Genomic DNA, 19,783 nt, shown 5'->3' with positions numbered 1-19,783 from the left:
CATGCCTGCCTTGTTGTCCCCTGCCAATACCGACCACCACAAGGTGGTCATCGTCGGTGCCGGTGCCGCTGGTATCGCCACCGCTTCCAGCCTGATCAGCCGTGACCCGTCGCTGGACGTTGCCTTGATCGACCCCGCCGATGTGCATTACTACCAACCCGGCTGGACCATGGTCGGGGCCGGTGTGTTCAAGGCACCGAGCACCGCCCGCACCATGGCTTCGACCATCCCGCGTGGTGTGCGCTGGGTCAAGGCGCGGGTGCAGGGTTTCGACCCTCTGGGCCAGTTGGTCATGCTCGAGGGCGGTCGTGCTATCAGCTATGAACAGCTGATAGTGTGCCCTGGCCTCACGCTGGACTGGGCGGCAATTGAGGGGCTCTGTGAAACCTTGGGCCGCAACGGGGTCACCTCCAATTACCGTTACGACCTGGCGCCCTACACTTGGGAGCTGGTGCAGAAACTCAAGCAAGGCCGTGCCGTATTCAGCCAGCCGCCCATGCCGATCAAATGTGCGGGCGCACCGCAGAAGGCGCTGTACCTGTCTTGCGATCATTGGCTGCGCAACGGCCATCTGGGGGCGGTTAAAGCCAGCTTCTTCAATGCCGGGGCAGTGTTGTTCGGTGTGGCGGACTACGTGCCTGCGTTGATGAAGTACATCGAAAAATACGCTGTGGACCTCAATTTTTCCCACAGGTTGGTCGCTGTGGACGGTCCGAACAAGCGCGCCACCTTCGTACGCACGCTGCCCGATGGCAGCAGTGAAACGCGCATCGAGGCGTTCGACATGCTCCACGTGGTACCGCCACAGGTGGCGCCGGCTTTTATTCGCGAAAGCCCGTTGGCCGATAACGCCGGCTGGGTCGATGTCGATCCGCATACCCTGCGCCATCGCAAGTACACCAACATCCATGCCCTGGGTGACGTGGCCAATACCAGCAATGCCAAGACCGCCGCAGCGGCCCGCAAGCAGGCGCCGGTAGTGGCCAACAACGTGCTGGTGGCACTGGGCCGGCTGCCCACCCTCGCCCAGTACGATGGCTATGGCTCGTGCCCGCTGACGGTAGAGCGCGGGAAGATCGTCTTGGCCGAGTTCACCTATGGCGGCAAACTGGCACCGAGCTTTCCCAGTTGGTTGCTGGATGGCCGCAAGCCGACGCGTCTGGCCTGGTTGCTCAAGGCGCAGGCGCTGCCGCCGCTGTACTGGCAAGGCATGCTCAAGGGCCGCGAGTGGCTGGCGCGCCCGCAGTTGGTAGCCGAGGGTGGGCAGTGATCGAACATCAATTGTTGGGGGCGGGCCTGGGCGCGATCATCGGTGCGGTGCTGGCGTTGACCGGCGCCGGCGGTGGCATTCTTGCTGTGCCCTTGCTGGTGTTCGGCCTGGGGCTGTCGATGGTCGAGGCTGCACCGGTCGGCCTGTTGGCCGTAGGCATGGCGGCGGCGGTTGGCGCAGTGCTGGGTTTGCGTCAGGGGTTGGTGCGTTATCGGGCGGCGCTGTTTATCGCACTGATCGGCGTAGCAGCGGCGCCGTTCGGGCTGATGCTGGCGCACCGCTTGCCGAATACACCTTTGCAGTTGGTGTTTGCCGGGGTGCTGGTGTACGCCTGCCTGCGTATCTGGCGCAAGGCGGCCAAAGACCTGCGCGGTGAAGCCAATGACGCCCATCGCTATATCGAACCCTGTGTGCTGAACCCGTTGCAAGGTCGCTTGCGCTGGACCCTGCCATGCGCGCGTGCCCTGGCATTTACCGGTGCCTTGTCTGGGTTGCTGTCTGGTCTGCTGGGGGTTGGCGGTGGTTTCGTCATCATCCCGGCCCTGAACCGCTATACCAACCTGCGCATGGCCAGCATCGTGTCCACCTCGCTGGCGGTGATCGCACTGGTGTCCACCGGCAGTGTGGTCAGCGCCAGCCTGGCGGGTGTGATGCATTGGCAGGTTGGAGCCCCGTTTGCATCAGGCGCGGTGCTCGGCCTGCTGCTGGCGCGGCCATTGGCGGCCAGGCTGGCCGGGCCGCGTTTGCAGCAGATGTTTGCGGTGGCCGGTTGGACGGCGGCATTGCTGCTGGCTGGCAAGGCACTATTGGGCTAGCAGCGCGTCCTGTTCTGCGGCGCACAGCGCCAGCAGGTAGTCCCACACCACCCGCAGGCGCACTGACTTGTGCAGCTCGCGGCGGGTGCAGATCCAGTAGCTGCGCTGGATGGTTTCGCCAGGCAGTACGCGCACCAGCGTCGGGTCGTCGTGAGCCATGTAGTTGGGCAGTACGGCGATGCCCAGCCCGGCGCGGGCGGCAGCCTGTTGGGCAATGACGCTGGTGCTGCGAAACACCACGGTCGGTGCCCGGCAGAAACTGTTGAGAAACAGCAGTTCCTGGCTGAACAGCAGGTCGTCGACGTAGCCGATCCAGTTGTGCCGGGCCAGGTCCTCACGGTTGCGCAACGGCGGTGCCCGGTCCAGGTAGTCCTGGCTGGCGTACAGCGCCAGGCGGTAGTCGGTGAGCTTGCGGGTTATCAGCAGGTCGGCGTTGGGGCGTTCCAGGTGAATGCTGATCTCCGCTTCGCGGTTGAGGATGCTGACAAAGCGCGGCACCGCCACCAGTTCCACCTCCAGGCCCGGGTAGCGCTCGAACAACGCGTTCATGCGTGGGGTGAAGAACATGATGCCGATGCCTTCGGTCACCCCCAGGCGAATTTTGCCCAACGGGGTGATGGCCTGGGTGATTTCTTCCTGCGCCAACAGCGCGACGTTCTCCATGGCCTCGGCATGCTTGAGCAGGGCTTGGCCCGAGGGGGTCAGCTCGTAGCCCTGGGCATGTTGTACAAACAGCGCAGTGCCCAGGCTTTGCTCGATGCTCTCGATATGCCGGGCCACGGTGCTGTGGGTTGTGTTGAGGCGCTTGGCGGCGGTAAGCAGGCGGCCGCTGCGCTGCAACTCGAGGAAAAACCGCAGATCGTTCCAGTCGAACATGCTGATCCTTGTGGCTGTTCGTCCGGCCCTTTCGCGGGTAAACCCGCTCCCACAGGGAACGCGCCGCCTTCAGAAGCAGCGTCGAACCTGTGGGAGCGGGTTTACCCGCGAAGAGGCCGGTATAGGCTTACCCCTGTGCTAAAACGCACAACGGCTGCGCGAAATCTCGTGTTTCACTCACGAAATTACGCACTAAGATGGATCGGGACAAGAATAAAAAACGGGCGCGAGGTTGCACATGCCATCAGCCGATTCTGTCTTCGACTACGTGGTCGTAGGGGCCGGTCCCGCCGGTTGCCTTCTGGCCAACCGTTTGTCCGCCGACCCATCCTGCCGCGTTTTGCTGCTGGAAGCAGGTGGCCGCGACAACTATCCCTGGATTCACATCCCCGTCGGCTATCTCTATTGCATCGGCAACCCGCGCACTGACTGGTGCTTCAAGACCGAGGCGCAGCCAGGCCTGGGGGGGCGCGCACTGGGCTACCCACGCGGCAAGGTGCTCGGTGGCTGTTCTTCAATCAACGGCATGATCTACATGCGTGGCCAGGCGGCGGACTATGACCGCTGGGCCGAGCAAGGCAATGACGGCTGGGCCTGGAAGGACGTGCTGCCGCTGTTCAAGGCCAGCGAAAACCACTTCGCCGGCGCCAGTGAGCACCACGGCGGTGACGGCGAATGGCGGGTCGAGCGCCAGCGCTACAGCTGGCCGATCCTCGATGCTTTCCGTGATGCCGCCGAGCAAAGCGGCATCGGCAAGGTCGACGACTTCAACACCGGTGACAACCAGGGCTGTGGATACTTTCAGGTCAACCAGCGCAGCGGCGTACGCTGGAACGCCTCCAAAGCTTTCCTGAGGCCGATAAAGGACCGCGCCAACCTCACTGTGCTGACCGGCGTTCAGGTTGACCAGGTACTGCTCAACAACACCCGGGCGCGGGCCGTGAAAGCATTTTGGCAAGGCGCCTGGCACGAGTTTGCGTCGCGTCGCGAAATCATCCTCTGCGCCGGCGCTGTTGGTTCACCCGGTATTCTGCAACGCTCCGGCATCGGCCCGCGCCAGCTGCTGGAAAGCCTGGGCATTGGTGTACGCCACGATATGCCGGGCGTGGGGGGCAACCTTCAGGACCACCTGCAACTGCGCCTGATCTACCAGATCCGCAATACCCGCACCTTGAACCAGATGGCCAATAGCCTCTGGGGCAAGATGGGCATGGGCCTGCGCTACCTTTATGACCGCAGCGGCCCACTGGCGATGGCGCCGAGCCAGCTGGGCGCGTTCGTGCGCTCGAGCCCGGACCAGGCCACCGCCAACCTGCAGTATCACGTTCAGCCGCTTTCACTGGAGCGCTTCGGTGAGCCGCTGCATTCGTTCCCGGCCTTTACCGCATCGGTGTGCAACCTGCGCCCGGTAAGCCGCGGGCGTATCGATATCAGCAGCACCGACATGAACAGCACGCCGCTGATCAACCCCAACTACCTCAGCGAGCCACAGGACCTGCGCGTGGCCGCCGATGCCATCCGCCTCACCCGGCGCATCGTGCAGGCCCCTGCCCTTGCAGCGTTCGACCCCAAGGAATACCTGCCAGGCCCAGCCCTGCAAACCGAGCAAGAGCTGTTTGAGGCAGCCGGCAAAATTGGCACCACCATCTTCCACCCGGTCGGTACCTGCCGTATGGGCAGCGGTGCCTTGGACGTTGTGGATAACCAGTTGCGCGTGCACGGCATCCCCGGTTTGCGTGTGGCCGATGCCTCGATCATGCCGCAGATCACCTCCGGTAATACCTGTTCACCGACCCTGATGATCGCCGAGAAGGCGGCGCAACTGATCCTCAAAGGAGCTGCTACCCAGACCTACATGAACGAAGACGCGATACCGACCCCCTGACCCGGGTGCGTGCAACACCGGTGGCTCGCGGTCAGAAGCCGCCGACAGTGGAACAAAAAGAATAATCACTGTGGCCTGCGGGCCGAGGACAGCAACGATGTCGGATTACATCCAGGAACAGGGTGCGGCGGCCAGCAGCTCCAGCCGCCGTGAAGAACGCAAGATCATTTTCGCGTCATCCCTCGGGACGGTTTTCGAGTGGTATGACTTTTTTCTCTATGGTGCGCTGGCAGCGGTCATCAGCAAGCAGTTCTTTGCTGGGGTGAACGACACCACCGCATTCATCTTCGCCCTCATGGCCTTCGCCGCCGGCTTTCTGGTGCGGCCGTTCGGTGCATTGGTGTTCGGCCGCCTGGGCGACATGATCGGGCGCAAGTACACCTTCCTGGTCACCATCGTGCTGATGGGTTTGTCCACCTTCGCCGTGGGGTTGCTGCCCACTTATGCCAGTATCGGCATTGCCGCACCGATCATCCTGGTGATCCTGCGCATGCTCCAAGGGCTGGCGCTGGGGGGGGAGTACGGCGGTGCTGCCACCTATGTGGCCGAGCATGCGCCCCATGGCAAACGGGGCTTTTACACCGGTTTCATCCAGTCTACGGCCACCCTTGGCCTGTTGTTGTCGCTGCTGGTGGTGCTGGGCAGCCGCTACATCAGTGGCGACCAGTTCGAAACCTGGGGCTGGCGCCTGCCGTTCCTGTTGTCGATCGTGCTGCTGGCCATCTCCACCTGGATCCGCATGAGCATGCACGAGTCGCCGGCCTTCGTGAAAATGAAGGCCCAGGGCAAGGTCAGCAAGTCGCCTATTCGTGAGTCGTTCACCTCTTGGCCGAACCTGAAAGTGGTGCTGACCGCCTTGTTCAGCATCAACGCCGGGCAAGCCGTGACCTTCTATACGGCGCAGTTCTATGTGTTGTTCTTCATGACCCAAATGCTGAAGATGGACCCTGCCCAGGCCAACACGCTGCTGATCATCAGTGTGGTGATCGGTGCGCCGTTCTTCGTGTTTTTCGGTTGGCTGTCGGACCGTATTGGCCGCAAGCCGATCCTGATGCTCGGCCTGCTGTTGGCCACGGTGCTGTACTTCCCGCTGTTCAAGGCGCTAAGCCATTACGCCAACCCTCAGATCGACGCAGCCAGCCGGCAGGCGCCTATCGTGGTTACGGCCGACCCACAAAATTGCACCTTCCAGTTCGACCCGGTGGGCAAGGCTCGTTTTGACAGCCCGTGCGACAAGGTCAAGACATTCCTGGTGAAGCAGGGCCTGCCGTATAGCTCAGTGAACGTGGCCGGCAGCGATGTGGTAGTCAATATTGGTGAAAAGACCATCAATGGCTACGACGAAGCGGCCATGCGCAGCGCAGTAGAGCAGGCGGGCTACCCAGCCAAGGCCGACCCAGGGCAGGTCAACCAGGTAATGGTGGTGGTGCTGATCGTGGCGATGATCCTGATCGCGACCATGACCTATGGCCCGCTGGCAGCGGTAATGGTCGAGCTGTTCCCGACCCGTATCCGCTACACCTCAATGTCCCTGCCCTACCATATTGGTAATGGCTGGTTCGGCGGTTTCCTGCCAACGGTATCGTTCGCGCTGGTGGTGTATACCGGGGATATCTTCTACGGATTGTGGTACCCGGTGCTGGTGACCGGGATCAGCCTGGTGGTGGGGATTTTCTGCCTTAAAGAAACCAAGGATGTGGATCTCGACAAGGTCTGACCCTGTTCATCCGGTATAAAAAAACCGGCTGTAAAAGCCGGTTTTTTTATGCCGCGGAAAAACTTATGCACGCTTTTCAGAAAAAATTCATAAGTAGAAATAAACTTCTAATTCAAGTACTTAGCGATCATTTCAAGCATTTGATCGAAAAACTGCTCACAAGTTATCCACAGATGATCAGGCCATCTGCTGTTGGGGTTTTTCATCAGCTGGCGGCAGCGAACCCAAGGCCCGTTGAGTCGCTTCGTTCCACGCCGCTGCGCGGTCATTGAGTTCGGCGATGGCACGTGGCCCGGTGCCATTGGCGTACATCGGCTCGCCAATCACCACTTCGATGGTACCGGCACGCTTGCCCCAACCTGTCTTCGGCCAGAACTTGCCGGCATTGTGGGCAATCGGCAGCACCGGCAGCCCGGCATTCACGGCCAGCGCAGTACCGCCGCGGGAGAACTTGCCCACGGTGCCGAAGGGCACGCGGGTGCCTTCCGGGAAGATCAGCACCCAAGTCTTCTGCTTGAGCAGCTCGTCGCCTTTGCTCGCCACCTGGCGCAACGCTTCCTTTGGGTTGTCGCGGTTGATCGCGATCGGCCGCAGCATGGCCATGGCCCAGCCGAAAAACGGCACGTACAGCAGCTCGCGCTTGAGCACTTGGCTCAGCGGCGAAAAGTACTGGGAAAGGAAGAAGGTTTCCCAAGTGCTTTGGTGGTTGGACAGGATCACACAGGGCTCTTTCGGCACGTTTTCGGCGCCGGTGACCTTGTAGTCGATGCCGAGAATGGTGCGCACCAGGAACAGCGCGCAGCGACACCAATACACGTTGATGAACCTGTAGCGCTTGGGGAACGACAGGAACGGCGCGATGAAGAAGCTCAGCGAGCACCACAGCAGTGAACTGGTGCCCAGCAGCAGGTAAAAAAGAAAGATTCTGATCGCCTGCAGGATCGACATAGTGGCTTGTACCATTGCGGGGCATGCCCGCCTGAGAAAAATGCGCCCGAAGGCGCACTGTTTAAATTAGTTCTCTGGCGATAGCTGCCAGATCGTCGAAAATCAGTGTAGTTTCAGGGACACCTTTTTCCAGGGTCCGCTCGCCCTTGCCAGTTTTTACCAACACGGGTTGTGCACCGACGGCCAGGGCGGCCTCCAGGTCACCTTTGCTGTCGCCGACGAACAAGACGCCTTGCAGGGCGACCCGGTAATGCTCGGCAATCGCCACCAGCATGCCAGGCTTTGGCTTGCGGCAATCGCAGCCATCGTCCGGCCCGTGCGGGCAATACACGATATGGCCCACCTTGCCCCCCTGCTCCGCCACCAGCTCACGCAGGCGTGCGTGCATGGCTTCCAGGGTTGCCAGTGTGTAATAGCCACGGGCAATGCCGGACTGGTTGGTGGCCACGGCCACCGTCCAGCCCGCTTTGCTCAACTGCGCGATGGCCTCGACCGAGCCAGGGATCGGCACCCATTCTTCCAGCGTCTTGATGTAGGCGTCGGAGTCATGGTTGATGACCCCGTCACGGTCGAGAATCAGCAGTTTCAAGGCTTACCCCAGCAGCGAAATGTCGGCCACGCCCAGGAACAGGCCGCGCAGGCGGCTGAGCAGGGCATAACGGTTGGCGCGTACCTTGGCATCTTCAGCGTTGACCATCACCGCTTCGAAGAAGGCGTCGACCGGGTCACGCAGGGCCGCCAGGCGGGCCAGCGATTCACTGTACTGGCGTGCAGCAGCCATCGGCTGCACGGCCTGGTCGGCCTGCTGGATGGCCGAGTACAGGGAGAACTCGTTGGCGTTGTCGAAGTACTTTGGCTCGACCTGTTCGGCGATGGCGCCTTCGGCCTTGCTCAGCAAGTTCGATACACGCTTGTTCACCGCGGCCAGGGCTTCGGCTTCCGGCAGCTTGCGGAAGGCCTGCACAGCTTGCACACGCTGGTCGAAGTCCAGGGCCGAGCCTGGCTGCAGGGCACGCACCGACAGGTAGGTGGCCACGTCGATGCCTTCGTCTTCGTAACGCGCACGCAGGCGGTCGAAGATGAATTCCAGTACCTGTTCGGCCAGGCCAGCGGCCTTGACCTTGGCGCCGAACTGCTTGACTGCGAACTCGACCGCACCGGTCAGGTTCAGGTCGAGCTGCTTCTCGATCAGAATGCGCAGCACGCCCAAGGCAGCACGGCGCAGGGCGTACGGGTCCTTGCTCCCGGTAGGCAGCATGCCGATGCCGAAGATGCCAACCAGGGTGTCGAGTTTGTCGGCGATGGCCACGGCAGCACCGGTGAGGGTCTGCGGCAGCTCGGCGCCAGCACCGCGCGGCATGTACTGCTCGTTCAAAGCCAGGGCGACGTCCTGCGGCTCACCGTCGTTGAGCGCGTAGTAGTAACCGGCAACACCCTGCATTTCGGGGAACTCGCCGACCATCTCGGTGGCCAGGTCGCACTTGGAGAGCAGGCCGGCACGGCCGGCGCGCTGGGCGTCGCCGCCGATCAGCGGGGCGATGAACGCAGCCAGTTTGGAAACACGCTCGGCCTTGTCGTACACAGTGCCCAGCTGAGCCTGGAACACCACGTTTTTCAGGCGCTCGTTGAAGGTTTCCAGCGGCTGCTTCTTGTCCTGCTTGAAGAAGAACTCGGCGTCGGTCAGGCGTGGGCGCACGACCTTCTCGTTGCCTTGCACGATCTGCTTCGGGTCGCGGCTCTCGACGTTGGCCACGGTGATGAAGCGCGGCAGCAGCTTGCCTTCGCTGTCCAGCAGGCAGAAGTACTTCTGGTTGTCCTGCATGGTGGTGATCAGGGCTTCCTGTGGCACTTCAAGGAAACGCTCCTCGAACGAGCACACCAGCGGCACTGGCCACTCGACCAGGGCAGTCACTTCGTCCAGCAGCGCAGGCGGCACGATGGCGGTGCCTTCCTGCTGCATGGCCAGCTCGGCGGTACGCTTGCTGATCAGCTCGCGGCGCTCGGCGAAGTCGGCCAGCACGTAGGCTTTGCGCAGGTCTTCGACGTAGTTGGCCGGGGTGGTGATGACGACGTTTTCCGGGTGGTGGAAGCGGTGGCCACGGGATTCACGGCCGGCTTTCTGCGACAGGATGGTGCAGTCGACCACCTGGTCGCCCAGCAGCATCACCAGCCATTGCGTCGGGCGTACGAACTCTTCACGGCTGGCCGCCCAGCGCATGCGCTTGGGAATCGGCAGGTCGTTGAGCGAATCTTCGACGATGGTTGGCAGCAAGCCGGCGGTGGCCTTGCCTGGGATATGCTGGGAGAAGCGCAGCTTGGCGCCGCTCTGGTCGATTTCCGACAGATCTACACCGCATTTCTTGGCAAAGCCAAGAGCAGCCTGGGTCGGCTCGCCGTCTTTGAAAGCAGCCTGCAGGGGCGGGCCGTCGATATTGATGCTGCGGTCAGGCTGCTGCACGTCCAGCTGGCGGATCAGCACGGCCAGGCGGCGCGGCGCGGCGTACACCTGCTTGCCGGTGTAGTTCAGGCCAGCGGCCTGCAGGCCTTTCTCGATGCCGGCCAGGAAGGCGTCGCCGAGGGTGGCGAGGGCCTTGGGTGGCAGCTCTTCGGTGCCCAGTTCTACCAGGAAATCTTGAGCACTCATTGTGCAGCCTCCAGCTTAGCCAACACTTCGTCACGCAATTCAGGGGTGGCCATCGGGAAGCCCAGGCGTGCGCGGGCTTGCAGATAGCTTTGCGCCACGTCCCGGGCCAGGGTACGTACACGCAAGATGTAACGCTGGCGCTCGGTTACCGAGATGGCGCGGCGGGCGTCCAGCAGGTTGAAGGTGTGCGAGGCCTTCAGGACCATTTCATAGGTCGGCAACGGCAGATCCAGCTTGATCAGGCGGTTGGCTTCGCTTTCGTAGAAGTCGAACAGTTCGAACAGCTTGTCGACATTGGCGTGCTCGAAGTTGTAGGTCGACTGCTCCACCTCATTCTGGTGGAACACGTCGCCATAGGTGACTTTGCCAAACGGGCCGTCGGCCCACACCAGGTCGTACACCGAGTCGACGCCCTGGATGTACATGGCCAGGCGCTCCAGGCCGTAGGTGATTTCACCGGTGACCGGGTAGCACTCGATACCGCCTACCTGCTGGAAGTAGGTGAACTGGGTGACTTCCATCCCGTTGAGCCAGATTTCCCAGCCCAGACCCCAGGCGCCGAGGGTCGGCGATTCCCAGTTGTCTTCGACGAAGCGGATGTCGTGCACCAGCGGATCCAGGCCGATGGCTTTCAGCGAGCCGAGGTACAGCTCCTGGAAGTTGGCCGGGTTGGGCTTGAGCACGACCTGGAACTGGTAGTAGTGCTGCAGGCGGTTTGGGTTTTCGCCATACCGCCCGTCGGCAGGGCGACGGCTAGGCTGCACGTAGGCGGCGTTCCAGGTTTCTGGGCCGACGGCGCGCAGGAACGTGGCGGTATGGAAAGTGCCGGCGCCTACTTCCATATCGTAGGGCTGAAGCACCACACAACCTTGAGCTGCCCAGTAGTTCTGCAGGGCGAGGATCAGGTCTTGGAAGGTACGCACGGCTGGCGTAGGCTGGCTCACGAAATTCACCTGTATCTGGGGATGCGGATGTAAAGAGCGGGAGTATAACCTGATTCGCCTCGCCCTCTACTCATTGGAGCCTTATGCCACGCTGCTTTTGGTGTACCGACGATCCGTTGTACCAGGCCTACCATGACCAGGAATGGGGAACGCCACAGCGTGACCCGGCGTTGCTCTTCGAGATGCTTTTGCTCGAAGGGTTCCAGGCCGGGCTTTCGTGGATAACCGTTTTGCGCAAACGCGAGCGTTATCGCGAGGTGATGTACGGCTTCGACCCGGAAAAGCTGGCCGCCATGAGCGACGAGCGCATCGAAGAACTGATGCAGGATGCGGGTATCATCCGCAACCGCCTCAAGCTCAAGGCTGCGCGGCGCAATGCCCAGGCCTGGCGGGCTGTGGATAACCCGGCCGAATGGCTGTGGTCGTTCGTTGGCGGCGAGCCGAAGATCAACCACTTCAACGGGCGCGGCGACGTGCCGGCTGTTACCGACGAAGCCAAGGCCATGAGCAAGGCCCTGCAGAAAGCCGGCTTCACCTTTGTCGGCCCGACCATCTGCTACGCCTTCATGCAGGCCACCGGCATGGTCATGGACCACACCACCGATTGCGATCGCTACGCCGCCTTGTTGCGCTGAGGGGTTACAATGCGCGCCTTGCTGAAATAAGGAATTCGCCTGTGGAAAAGTTCAAGGGCGCCCTGATGGTCGGGGTGCTGCGCCTGTTTGCCAAGCTGCCCTGGGGCGCTGTACAGCGCGTCGGCGCGGGTATCGGCTGGCTGATGTGGAAAGTGCCCAATGGTTCGCGCAACGTGGTGCGGATCAACCTGGCCAAGTGTTTTCCGGAGATGGACCCGGTTGCCCGTGAGCAGCTGGTTGGCCAGGCGCTGCGGGATATTGGCAAATCCTTTGTCGAAAGTGCCTGTGCCTGGATCTGGCCGCCGCAGCGTTCGCTGGAGCTGGTCAAGGAAGTGCACGGCCTGGAAGTGCTTGAGCAGGCTCTGGCCTCGGGCAAGGGCGTGGTGGGGATCACCAGCCACCTGGGCAACTGGGAAGTGCTGAACCACTTTTACTGTAACCAGTGCAAACCGATCATCTTCTATCGCCCGCCGAAGCTCAAAGCGGTGGATGACCTGTTGCGCGAGCAGCGTGTGCAGATGGGCAACCGCGTGGCGCCTTCGACCAAGGAAGGCATCCTCAGCATCATCAAGGAAGTGCGCCGTGGAGGCCAGGTAGGCATCCCCGCCGACCCCGAGCCGGCGGAATCGGCAGGGGTGTTCGTGCCGTTCCTGGGCACCCAGGCGCTGACCAGCAAATTCGTGCCGAACATGCTGGCCGGCGGCAAGGCTGTGGGGGTGTTCCTGCATGCCCTGCGGCTGCCGGATGGCTCGGGCTTCAAGGTGTTCCTCGAGGCGGCGCCAGAGGCGATGTACAGCACCGACGTGACCGAATCGGCGGCGGCGATGAGCAAGGTGGTCGAGCGCTATGTGCGCGAGTACCCCAGCCAGTACATGTGGAGCATGAAGCGCTTCAAGAAGCGCCCGGCTGGCGAGCCGCGCTGGTACTGAGATTTCTGGGGGCGCTTTGCGCCCCTTTCGCGGGACAAGCCCGCTCCCACATGGGATCGCGGTCACCTGAAGGAGCGGGCTTGTGTCGCGATGTTCAGCACAGCCCACGCTATCTCTGTGGGAGCGGGCTTGCCCCGCGAATGGGCTGCAAAGCAGCCCCGGCAATCTCAGGCCTTGTAGAGTTTCTTCAGGAACACGGCCATCTCCTTCTCGGCCTGCTCTCACACGGGGTCACGGCCACCTGAAGGAGCGGCCCTGTGTCGCGATGTTCAGCGCAGCCCACAAGGTCACGCTATCTCTGTGGGAGCGGGCTTGCCCCGCGAATGGGCTGCAAAGCAGCCCCGGCAATCTCAGGCCTTGTTGAGTTTCTTCAGGAACACGGCCATCTCCTTCTCGACCTGCTCTCACACGGGGTCACGGCCACCTGAAGGAGCGGCCCTGTGTCGCGATGTTCAGCGCAGCCCACAAGGTCACGCTATCTCTGTGGGAGCGGGCTTGCCCCGCGAATGGGCTGCAAAGCAGCCCCGGCAATCTCAGGCCTTGTTGAGCTTCTTCAGGAACATGGCCATCTCCTTCTCGGCCTGCTCCCACATGGGATCGCGGCCACCTGAAGGAGCGGCCCTGTGTCGCGATGTTCAGCGCAGCCCACAAGGTCACGCTATCTCTGTGGGAGCGGGCTTGCCCCGCGAATGGGCTGCAAAGCAGCCCCGGCAATCTCAGGCCTTGTTGAGTTTCTTCAGGAACACGGCCATCTCCTTCTCGGCCTGCTTGTCCCCATGGGCCTGCGCCGCCACGATCCCGTCTTCCCAGGCCCTGCGCGCTGCCGCCAGGTCACCCTGCAACTGATGCGCTTTGCCCAGTAACTTCCACGCTGCGGAGTACTTGGGATCCTGCTCCACACACCGTGCCAGGTGCACCGCCGCTTCAGCGCCATTGCCTTCATCCAGCCAGGCCTTCCCCAGCCCGAACCGCAGCAATGGGTTATCCACACCCTTGGCCAGCATCTTCTCCAGCGATTCGCGCATGCCCTCTGCTCCTAGAAGAAACTCAAGCCAACGTGGAACAGCTTCTCCACATCCCGAATGTGTTTTTTATCCACAACGAACAGGATCACATGGTCACCCGACGCGATCACGGTGTCGTCGTGGGCGATCATCACCTCTTCGTCGCGGATGATGGCGCCGATGGTGGTACCCGGTGGCAGGGCGATGTCTTCGATGGCCTTGCCCACAACCTTGCTCGACTTCGAATCCCCGTGCGCCACCGCCTCGATGGCCTCGGCCGCACCACGGCGCAGCGAGTGCACGCTGACAATGTCGCCTCGGCGCACGTGCGCAAGCAGGGTGCCGATGGTGGCCAGCTGCGGGCTGATGGCAATGTCGATATCACCGCCCTGCACCAGGTCGACATAGGCCGGGTTGTTGATGATGGTCATTACCTTGCCCGCGCCCAGGCGCTTGGCCAGCAGCGACGACATGATGTTGGCTTCGTCATCGTTGGTCAGGGCCAGGAAGATGTCGGCGTCGGCGATGTTCTCTTCGAGCATCAAGTCCTTGTCCGAGGCGCTGCCCTGCAGCACCACAGTGCTTTCCAGGGTATCGGAGAGGTGCCGGCAGCGGGCCGGGTTCATCTCGATGATCTTCACCTGGTAGCGGCTCTCGATGGCTTCGGCCAGGCGCTCGCCGATCTGCCCACCGCCGGCGATCACAATGCGTTTATTGGTTTCGTCGATGCGGCGCAGCTCGCCCATCACGGCGCGGATGTCCTTCTTGGCGGCGATGAAGAACACTTCGTCGTCAGCTTCGATCACCGTGTCGCCACGTGGGGTGATTGGCCGGTCGCGGCGGAAGATCGCCGCCACGCGGGTGTCGACGTTGGGCATGTGCGCGCGGATCTGGCGCAACTGCTGGCCGACCAGTGGGCCGCCGTAGTAAGCCTTCACCGCCACAAGCTGGGCCTTGCCTTCGGCGAAGTCGATCACCTGCAGTGAGCCTGGGTGTTCGATCAGGCGCTTGATGTAGTTGGTCACCACCTGCTCGGGGCTGATCAGCACGTCGACCGGGATATGGTCGTTGTCGAACAACTCTTCGCGTGTCAGGTAGGACGATTCACGCACCCGGGCGATCTTGGTCGGGGTGTGGAACAGCGAATAGGCCACCTGACAGGCGACCATGTTGGTTTCGTCGCTGTTGGTCACTGCCACCAGCATGTCGGCGTCGTCGGCACCGGCCTGGCGCAGCACCGTCGGCAGCGAACCGCGGCCCTGCACGGTACGGATGTCCAGGCGGTCACCGAGGTCGCGCAAGCGCTCGCCATCGGTGTCGACCACGGTGATGTCGTTGGCTTCGCTGGCCAGGTGCTCTGCCAGCGTACCGCCTACCTGCCCTGCGCCGAGGATGATGATCTTCATCCGCTACTCCCTACCGTTTGGTCTTATCCGCGTGAGGCGGCGATCTTGATCAGCTTGGCATAGTAGAAGCCGTCGTGGCCGCCCTCCTGGGCCAGCAACTGGCGGCCGTGGGGCTGGCGCAGGCCGGCCTCGGTGGCCAGGTCCAGTTCACGGGCGCCCGGGGTGCGGGCCAGGAAGGCGCCGATCACTTCGGTATTCTCGGTCGGCAGGCTGGAGCAGGTGGCGTACAGCAGCATGCCGCCTACTTCCAGGGTCGGCCACAGGGCGTCGAGAAGCTCGCCTTGCAGTGTTGCCAGGGCCGGGATGTCGTCGGCCTGGCGGGTCAGCTTGATGTCCGGGTGACGGCGGATTACGCCGGTGGCCGAACACGGCGCGTCGAGCAGGATGCGCTGGAACGGCTTGCCGTCCCACCAGCTGGCGGTGTCGCGGGCATCGCAGGCGATCAGCTCGGCGTCCAGTTGCAGGCGGTCGAGGTTCTCGCGCACGCGGGTCAGGCGCTTGGCTTCAAGGTCGATGGCCACCATCTGCGCCAGGCCGGCTTCGGCCTCCAGCAAGTGGCAGGTTTTGCCCCCTGGGGCGCAGCAGGCGTCCAGTACGCGCTGGCCGGGGGCCAGTTCGAGCAAGTCGGCAGACAGCTGCGCGGCTTCGTCCTGCACGCTCACCCAGCCTTCGGCGAAGCCGGGCAGGCCGCGCACGTCGCAGGCCTCGGCCAGCACGATGCCGTCACGGCTGTACTGGCAGGCGCTGGCGTCAATGCCCGCGTCGGCCAGCAGTGCAAGGTACGCATCGCGGCTGTGGTGACGGCGGTTGACCCGCAGAATCATCGGCGGGTGGGCGTTGTTGGCGGCGCAAATGGCTTCCCACTGCTCCGGCCAGAAGGCTTTCAGCGCCTTCTGCAGCCAGCGCGGGTGGGCGGTGCGTACCACTGGGTCGCGCTCCATGCCGGCGAGCAGTGCTTCGCCTTCGCGCTGGGCGCGGCGCAGCACGGCATTGAGCAGGCCCTTGGCCCACGGCTTTTTCAGCTTGTCGGCACAGCCCACGGTTTCGCCGATGGCGGCGTGGGCCGGAATGCGGGTGTAGAACAACTGGTAAAGGCCGACCAGCAGCAGCGCCTGCACATCGGCGTCGGCGGCCTTGAAAGGCTTTTGCAGCAGTTGCGCGGCCAGCAGGTCGAGGCGTGGCTGCCAACGTGCGGTGCCGAACGCCAAGTCCTGGGTCAGGCCACGGTCGCGTTCATCGACCTTGTCCAGTTGTGCTGGCAGCGAGCTGTTCAGCGAGGCCTTGCCACTGAGTACAGCGGCAAGGGCACGGGCGGCGGCGAGACGTGGGTTCATTGGCCCAGCACCTTGCCAGCGGCGAACTTCTCGCGGCGGCTGTTGAACAGGTCGCTGAAGTTCAGCGCCTTGCCGCCGGGCAATTGCAGGCGGGTCAGGCTCAGCGCCTGGTCGCCGCACGCAACGACCAGGCCGTCCTTGCTGGCGGACAGGATTTCGCCCGGGGCGCCCTTGCCTGTGGACAAGTTGGCGGCCAGCACCTTCACGCTTTCGCCATCGAGGGTGCTGTGGCACACCGGCCACGGGTTGAAGGCGCGGATCAGGCGCTCCAGCTCGACGGCCGGGCGGGTCCAGTCAATGCGCGCCTCGTCCTTGTTCAGCTTGTGGGCGTAGGTGGCCAGGGCATCGTCTTGCGTTTCAGCTTGCAGCGAACCGTCGGCGAGGCCAGCGATGGCCTGAACGACTGCGGGCGGGCCCATTTCGGCCAAGCGATCATGCAAGGTGCCGCCGGTGTCGTCGGCGCTGATCGGGGTGACCACCTTGAGCAGCATTGGGCCGGTGTCCAGGCCAGCTTCCATGCGCATCACGGTTACCCCGCTCTCGGCGTCGCCGGCTTCCACGGCGCGCTGGATCGGCGCCGCACCGCGCCAGCGTGGCAGCAGGGAGGCGTGGCTGTTGATGCAGCCCAGGCGCGGGATATCCAGCACTGCCTGCGGCAGGATCAGGCCGTAGGCGACCACCACCATCAGGTCCGGCTGCAGCGCGGCCAGTTCGGCCTGGGCATCGGCGTTGCGCAGGGTCTGCGGCTGGAACACCGGGATGTCATGGGCGACGGCCAGTGCCTTGACCGCACTTGGCATCAGCTTCTGGCCACGACCGGCCGGGCGGTCGGGCTGGGTGTAGACGGCCACGATCTCGTACGGGCTGTCGAGCAGGGCCTTGAGGTGTTCGGCGGCAAACTCTGGAGTGCCTGCAAAGACGATGCGCATGGAGTTCTCGCTTCAAAATAGAAAAAGGCTTGCCGGAGCAAGCCTTCAGGAAGGGGGGGATCAGGCTTGCTGGCGGTGCTGCTTTTCCAGCTTCTTCTTGATCCGGTCGCGTTTGAGCTGCGACAGGTAGTCAACGAACAGCTTGCCGTTGAGGTGATCGAATTCGTGCTGCACGCACACCGCCAGCAGGCCTTCGCATTCCAGCTCGAACGGCTTGCCGTCGCGGTCCTGGGCCTTGACCCGTACACGCAGCGGGCGGTCGACGTTCTCATAGAAGCCAGGCACCGACAGGCAGCCTTCCTGGTACTGGCCCATGTCGTGGGTCAGCTCTTCGACCGTGGGGTTGATAAAGACGCGCGGCTCGCTGCGGTCTTCGCTGAGGTCCATGACCACGACCTGCAGGTGCACGTTGACCTGGGTGGCGGCCAGGCCGATACCAGGGGCTTCGTACATGGTTTCAAACATGTCGTCGATCAGCTGACGCAGGGCGTCGTCGAACTCCGTCACCGGTTTGGCGATAGTGCGCAGGCGCGGGTCCGGGAATTCGAGAATGTTCAAGATGGCCATAAGGTCAGGCAGTCACTGTGCGTTCGGTTGAAAACTGAGCACACATAATAAAGGGAAACGGGGATTTCGGCACCTGGCAAGCTCGTCTAGGGTGTCTATGGGCTTGATAGCCCCCAGCCAATGGACAGGTTTTCAAAGTGTTACTCACAGAGTTATCCACAGGTTGTGCCACGTAGATGGCCCTGTTTCGATCAAGGACGATCCCCATGCCCAGTTACCATTCGTCGCTCTGCCCGCCTGCCGAACTGGAGGCGCGATTACGCCTGCATCGCCTGCCCGAGACAGGACTGCGACGTTTTCGCACCTTGCTGGATGCGTTCGGCAGCGCCTCTAGCGCGCTTAGCGCTCCCGGTTCGGCCTGGCGAGCGTTGGGCATCCCCCAAGCCACCATCGATGCCCGGCGCAGTGCCGAGGTCCGCGATGGCGCGCTGGCCGCAATGGCCTGGTTAGAGCGCCCCGGCCAGCATTTGCTGATGTGGGACGGCCCTGGCTACCCAGCCTTGCTGGCAGAAATCGACGATGCCCCGCCGCTGCTTTTTGTTGCTGGCGCCCCGGCCTTGCTCGACCACCCTCAGTTGGCCATCGTGGGCAGCAGACGTGCCACACCCCCGGCGCTCGACACAGCCCGGGCATTTTCCCGCTACCTTGCGCAGGCAGGTTTCACCATTACCAGCGGGCTGGCGGTAGGCGTCGACGGTGCCGCTCATCGGGCTGCGTTGCAGGCTGGTGGGTGCACGATTGCCGTGCTCGGCACGGGGCTGCAAAAACTTTATCCACAGCGCCATCAAGAGCTTGCGCAGGCGATGATCGACAACGGCAGTGCGCTGGTTTCCGAGTATCCGCTGGATGCCGGGCCACTGCCCGGCAACTTCCCACGGCGCAACCGCATCATCAGCGGCTTGTCGCTGGGCGTGCTGGTGGTCGAGGCCAGCTTGGCCAGTGGCTCGCTCATCACGGCGCGCCTGGCGGCCGAGCAAGGCCGCGAGGTGTATGCCATTCCGGGTTCCATTCACCACCCGGGGGCCAAGGGCTGTCACCAGCTGATCCGTGATGGGGCGCTGCTGGTGGAAAGTGTGGAGCAGATCCTGGAAAGCCTGAAGGGTTGGCAGAACCTGCCGCCTGCAGTTGTGGACAGGTTCGACCATCCCCTGCTTGCCCTGCTGCATGCAGCGCCTCAAACCAGCGAAAGCCTCGCACACTGCAGCGAGCTGCCGCTGGCCGAAGTGTTGGCGCAGCTGACCGAGCTGGAGCTGGAAGGCCGGGTCAGCAATGAAGCAGGGCGTTGGTTTGCCCGCGCGGGCTAAGTACACTGCGCATAAGCAAGGTATTCAGGCGGAGAAGCAGCAATGGTGAGCAGTTTTCGTGTGCAACAAGCCGCACGTGAGATCCGGGCGGGCGCAGTTATCGCCTACCCGACGGAAGCGGTCTGGGGCCTGGGCTGCGACCCGTGGAACGAGGACGCGGTGTATCGCCTGCTGGCGCTGAAATCGCGGCCTGTGGATAAAGGGTTGATTCTGATCGCTGACAACATCCGCCAGTTCGACTTTTTGTTCGAGGACTTTCCCGAAGACTGGATCGACCGCATGGGCAGCACCTGGCCGGGGCCGAATACCTGGCTGGTGCCGCACCAGGACCTGCTGCCCGAGTGGGTGACCGGGCAGCATGACACGGTGGCGCTGCGCGTCAGTGACCACCCGGTGGTGCGTGAACTGTGCGCACTGGTGGGGCCACTGATTTCCACCTCGTGCAACCCCGGCGGTCGCCCGGCGGCGAAGACCCGGTTGCGGGTGGAGCAGTATTTCCATGGGCAGTTGGACCTGGTGCTTGGCGGGGCGCTGGGGGGGCGGAAGAACCCGAGTGTGATTCGCAACCTGGCAACC

General features: G+C 63.0%; 18 protein-coding genes. 8 read left to right on the top strand and 10 right to left on the bottom strand.

The window, feature by feature from the left end; genetic code table 11:
* Window position 1 precedes the first annotated feature (1 nt).
* Both ACK1VC_RS03100 and ACK1VC_RS03095 read left to right on the top strand, forming a co-directional pair.
* On the top strand, window positions 2-1,270 hold the full coding sequence (locus ACK1VC_RS03100; RefSeq protein WP_016489927.1) for an NAD(P)/FAD-dependent oxidoreductase: 1,269 nt from the start codon (window positions 2-4) through the stop codon (window positions 1,268-1,270).
* Complete coding sequence (locus ACK1VC_RS03095) at window positions 1,267-2,085, top strand: sulfite exporter TauE/SafE family protein (protein WP_016489928.1); 819 nt, start codon at window positions 1,267-1,269, stop codon at window positions 2,083-2,085. Before ACK1VC_RS03100 ends, ACK1VC_RS03095 begins: the two co-directional genes overlap by 4 nt.
* Here the strand turns inward: ACK1VC_RS03095 and ACK1VC_RS03090 are convergent.
* Complete coding sequence (locus ACK1VC_RS03090) at window positions 2,074-2,961, bottom strand: LysR family transcriptional regulator (protein ID WP_060519805.1); 888 nt, start codon at window positions 2,959-2,961, stop codon at window positions 2,074-2,076. The genes ACK1VC_RS03095 and ACK1VC_RS03090 overlap by 12 nt on opposite strands.
* A 238-nt stretch (window positions 2,962-3,199) precedes the next feature.
* On the opposite strand from ACK1VC_RS03090, the gene ACK1VC_RS03085 reads away from it, so the two are divergent.
* Together ACK1VC_RS03085 and ACK1VC_RS03080 are read left to right on the top strand one after the other, a co-directional pair.
* Complete coding sequence (locus ACK1VC_RS03085) at window positions 3,200-4,846, top strand: GMC family oxidoreductase (protein WP_191087123.1); 1,647 nt, start codon at window positions 3,200-3,202, stop codon at window positions 4,844-4,846.
* Between the two features lie 97 nt (window positions 4,847-4,943).
* Window positions 4,944-6,563, top strand: coding sequence for an MFS transporter (locus ACK1VC_RS03080; protein ID WP_016489931.1), 1,620 nt, complete (start codon window positions 4,944-4,946; stop codon window positions 6,561-6,563).
* 177 nt (window positions 6,564-6,740) lie between these two features.
* Here ACK1VC_RS03080 and ACK1VC_RS03075 read toward each other — a convergent pair whose 3' ends face one another.
* From ACK1VC_RS03075 to glyQ, 4 genes are read right to left on the bottom strand one after another with little or no spacing between them, the layout of a single operon-like run.
* Complete coding sequence (locus ACK1VC_RS03075) at window positions 6,741-7,526, bottom strand: lysophospholipid acyltransferase family protein (protein WP_016489932.1); 786 nt, start codon at window positions 7,524-7,526, stop codon at window positions 6,741-6,743.
* Window positions 7,527-7,572: 46 nt separating this feature from the next.
* Window positions 7,573-8,100: a D-glycero-beta-D-manno-heptose 1,7-bisphosphate 7-phosphatase gene (gene gmhB, locus ACK1VC_RS03070; RefSeq protein ID WP_191087124.1), complete on the bottom strand. Its 528-nt coding sequence runs from the start codon at window positions 8,098-8,100 to the stop codon at window positions 7,573-7,575.
* Window positions 8,101-8,103: 3 nt separating this feature from the next.
* Entirely contained in the window at window positions 8,104-10,155 is a 2,052-nt protein-coding gene (gene glyS, locus ACK1VC_RS03065; RefSeq protein ID WP_023048058.1) for a glycine--tRNA ligase subunit beta, read from the bottom strand.
* Entirely contained in the window at window positions 10,152-11,099 is a 948-nt protein-coding gene (glyQ, locus tag ACK1VC_RS03060; protein ID WP_012269869.1) for a glycine--tRNA ligase subunit alpha, read from the bottom strand. The genes glyS and glyQ overlap by 4 nt, the downstream gene beginning before the upstream one ends.
* Window positions 11,100-11,182: 83 nt before the next feature.
* On the opposite strand from glyQ, the gene ACK1VC_RS03055 reads away from it, so the two are divergent.
* Both ACK1VC_RS03055 and ACK1VC_RS03050 read left to right on the top strand, forming a co-directional pair.
* Complete coding sequence (locus ACK1VC_RS03055) at window positions 11,183-11,734, top strand: DNA-3-methyladenine glycosylase I (RefSeq protein ID WP_095116340.1); 552 nt, start codon at window positions 11,183-11,185, stop codon at window positions 11,732-11,734.
* Between the two features lie 41 nt (window positions 11,735-11,775).
* On the top strand, window positions 11,776-12,663 hold the full coding sequence (locus ACK1VC_RS03050) for a lysophospholipid acyltransferase (RefSeq protein WP_191087125.1): 888 nt from the start codon (window positions 11,776-11,778) through the stop codon (window positions 12,661-12,663).
* Window positions 12,664-13,379: 716 nt separating this feature from the next.
* Here ACK1VC_RS03050 and ACK1VC_RS03045 read toward each other — a convergent pair.
* From ACK1VC_RS03045 to def, 5 genes are read right to left on the bottom strand one after another with little or no spacing between them, the layout of a single operon-like run.
* Entirely contained in the window at window positions 13,380-13,688 is a 309-nt protein-coding gene (locus ACK1VC_RS03045) for a tetratricopeptide repeat protein (protein WP_023048056.1), read from the bottom strand.
* Between the two features lie 11 nt (window positions 13,689-13,699).
* The gene (trkA, locus tag ACK1VC_RS03040) at window positions 13,700-15,073 is read right to left on the bottom strand and encodes a Trk system potassium transporter TrkA (protein WP_016489939.1); all 1,374 of its coding nucleotides are present in this window, start codon (window positions 15,071-15,073) and stop codon (window positions 13,700-13,702) included.
* A gap of 23 nt (window positions 15,074-15,096) precedes the next feature.
* The gene (rsmB, locus tag ACK1VC_RS03035; RefSeq protein ID WP_096425423.1) at window positions 15,097-16,407 is read right to left on the bottom strand and encodes a 16S rRNA (cytosine(967)-C(5))-methyltransferase RsmB; all 1,311 of its coding nucleotides are present in this window, start codon (window positions 16,405-16,407) and stop codon (window positions 15,097-15,099) included.
* Window positions 16,404-17,336 (bottom strand): methionyl-tRNA formyltransferase, encoded by a 933-nt coding sequence (fmt, locus tag ACK1VC_RS03030; RefSeq protein WP_016489941.1) that lies wholly within the window; start codon window positions 17,334-17,336, stop codon window positions 16,404-16,406. The genes rsmB and fmt overlap by 4 nt, the downstream gene beginning before the upstream one ends.
* 60 nt (window positions 17,337-17,396) lie before the next feature.
* Window positions 17,397-17,903, bottom strand: a complete 507-nt coding sequence (gene def, locus ACK1VC_RS03025) for a peptide deformylase (RefSeq protein ID WP_012269876.1) — start codon at window positions 17,901-17,903, stop codon at window positions 17,397-17,399.
* Window positions 17,904-18,109: 206 nt separating this feature from the next.
* Here def and dprA point away from each other — a divergent pair, with 206 nt between their 5' ends.
* Complete coding sequence (gene dprA / locus ACK1VC_RS03020) at window positions 18,110-19,207, top strand: DNA-processing protein DprA (RefSeq protein ID WP_191087126.1); 1,098 nt, start codon at window positions 18,110-18,112, stop codon at window positions 19,205-19,207.
* A gap of 42 nt (window positions 19,208-19,249) precedes the next feature.
* Window positions 19,250-19,783: L-threonylcarbamoyladenylate synthase (locus ACK1VC_RS03015; protein WP_449117845.1), on the top strand; the 534-nt coding region annotated here is incomplete at its 3' end.

It is taken from the genome of Pseudomonas sp. XP2, from assembly GCF_053557975.1.
Note: the sequence above shows the minus strand (reverse complement) of the source record. Positions and strands in the feature narration are given on the sequence as shown.

Excerpts from the sequence above, each read along its gene's own strand:
- ACK1VC_RS03100 (WP_016489927.1), top strand. The coding sequence starts at position 2 with ATGCCTGCCTTGTTGTCCCCTGCCAATACCGACCACCACAAGGTGGTC.
- ACK1VC_RS03090 (WP_060519805.1), bottom strand. The coding sequence starts at position 2,961 with ATGTTCGACTGGAACGATCTGCGGTTTTTCCTCGAGTTGCAGCGCAGC.
- ACK1VC_RS03085 (WP_191087123.1), top strand. The coding sequence starts at position 3,200 with ATGCCATCAGCCGATTCTGTCTTCGACTACGTGGTCGTAGGGGCCGGT.
- ACK1VC_RS03080 (WP_016489931.1), top strand. The coding sequence starts at position 4,944 with ATGTCGGATTACATCCAGGAACAGGGTGCGGCGGCCAGCAGCTCCAGC.
- ACK1VC_RS03075 (WP_016489932.1), bottom strand. The coding sequence starts at position 7,526 with ATGGTACAAGCCACTATGTCGATCCTGCAGGCGATCAGAATCTTTCTT.
- glyS (WP_023048058.1), bottom strand. The coding sequence starts at position 10,155 with ATGAGTGCTCAAGATTTCCTGGTAGAACTGGGCACCGAAGAGCTGCCA.
- ACK1VC_RS03055 (WP_095116340.1), top strand. The coding sequence starts at position 11,183 with ATGCCACGCTGCTTTTGGTGTACCGACGATCCGTTGTACCAGGCCTAC.
- ACK1VC_RS03045 (WP_023048056.1), bottom strand. The coding sequence starts at position 13,688 with ATGCGCGAATCGCTGGAGAAGATGCTGGCCAAGGGTGTGGATAACCCA.
- trkA (WP_016489939.1), bottom strand. The coding sequence starts at position 15,073 with ATGAAGATCATCATCCTCGGCGCAGGGCAGGTAGGCGGTACGCTGGCA.
- rsmB (WP_096425423.1), bottom strand. The coding sequence starts at position 16,407 with ATGAACCCACGTCTCGCCGCCGCCCGTGCCCTTGCCGCTGTACTCAGT.
- fmt (WP_016489941.1), bottom strand. The coding sequence starts at position 17,336 with ATGCGCATCGTCTTTGCAGGCACTCCAGAGTTTGCCGCCGAACACCTC.
- def (WP_012269876.1), bottom strand. The coding sequence starts at position 17,903 with ATGGCCATCTTGAACATTCTCGAATTCCCGGACCCGCGCCTGCGCACT.
- dprA (WP_191087126.1), top strand. The coding sequence starts at position 18,110 with ATGCCCAGTTACCATTCGTCGCTCTGCCCGCCTGCCGAACTGGAGGCG.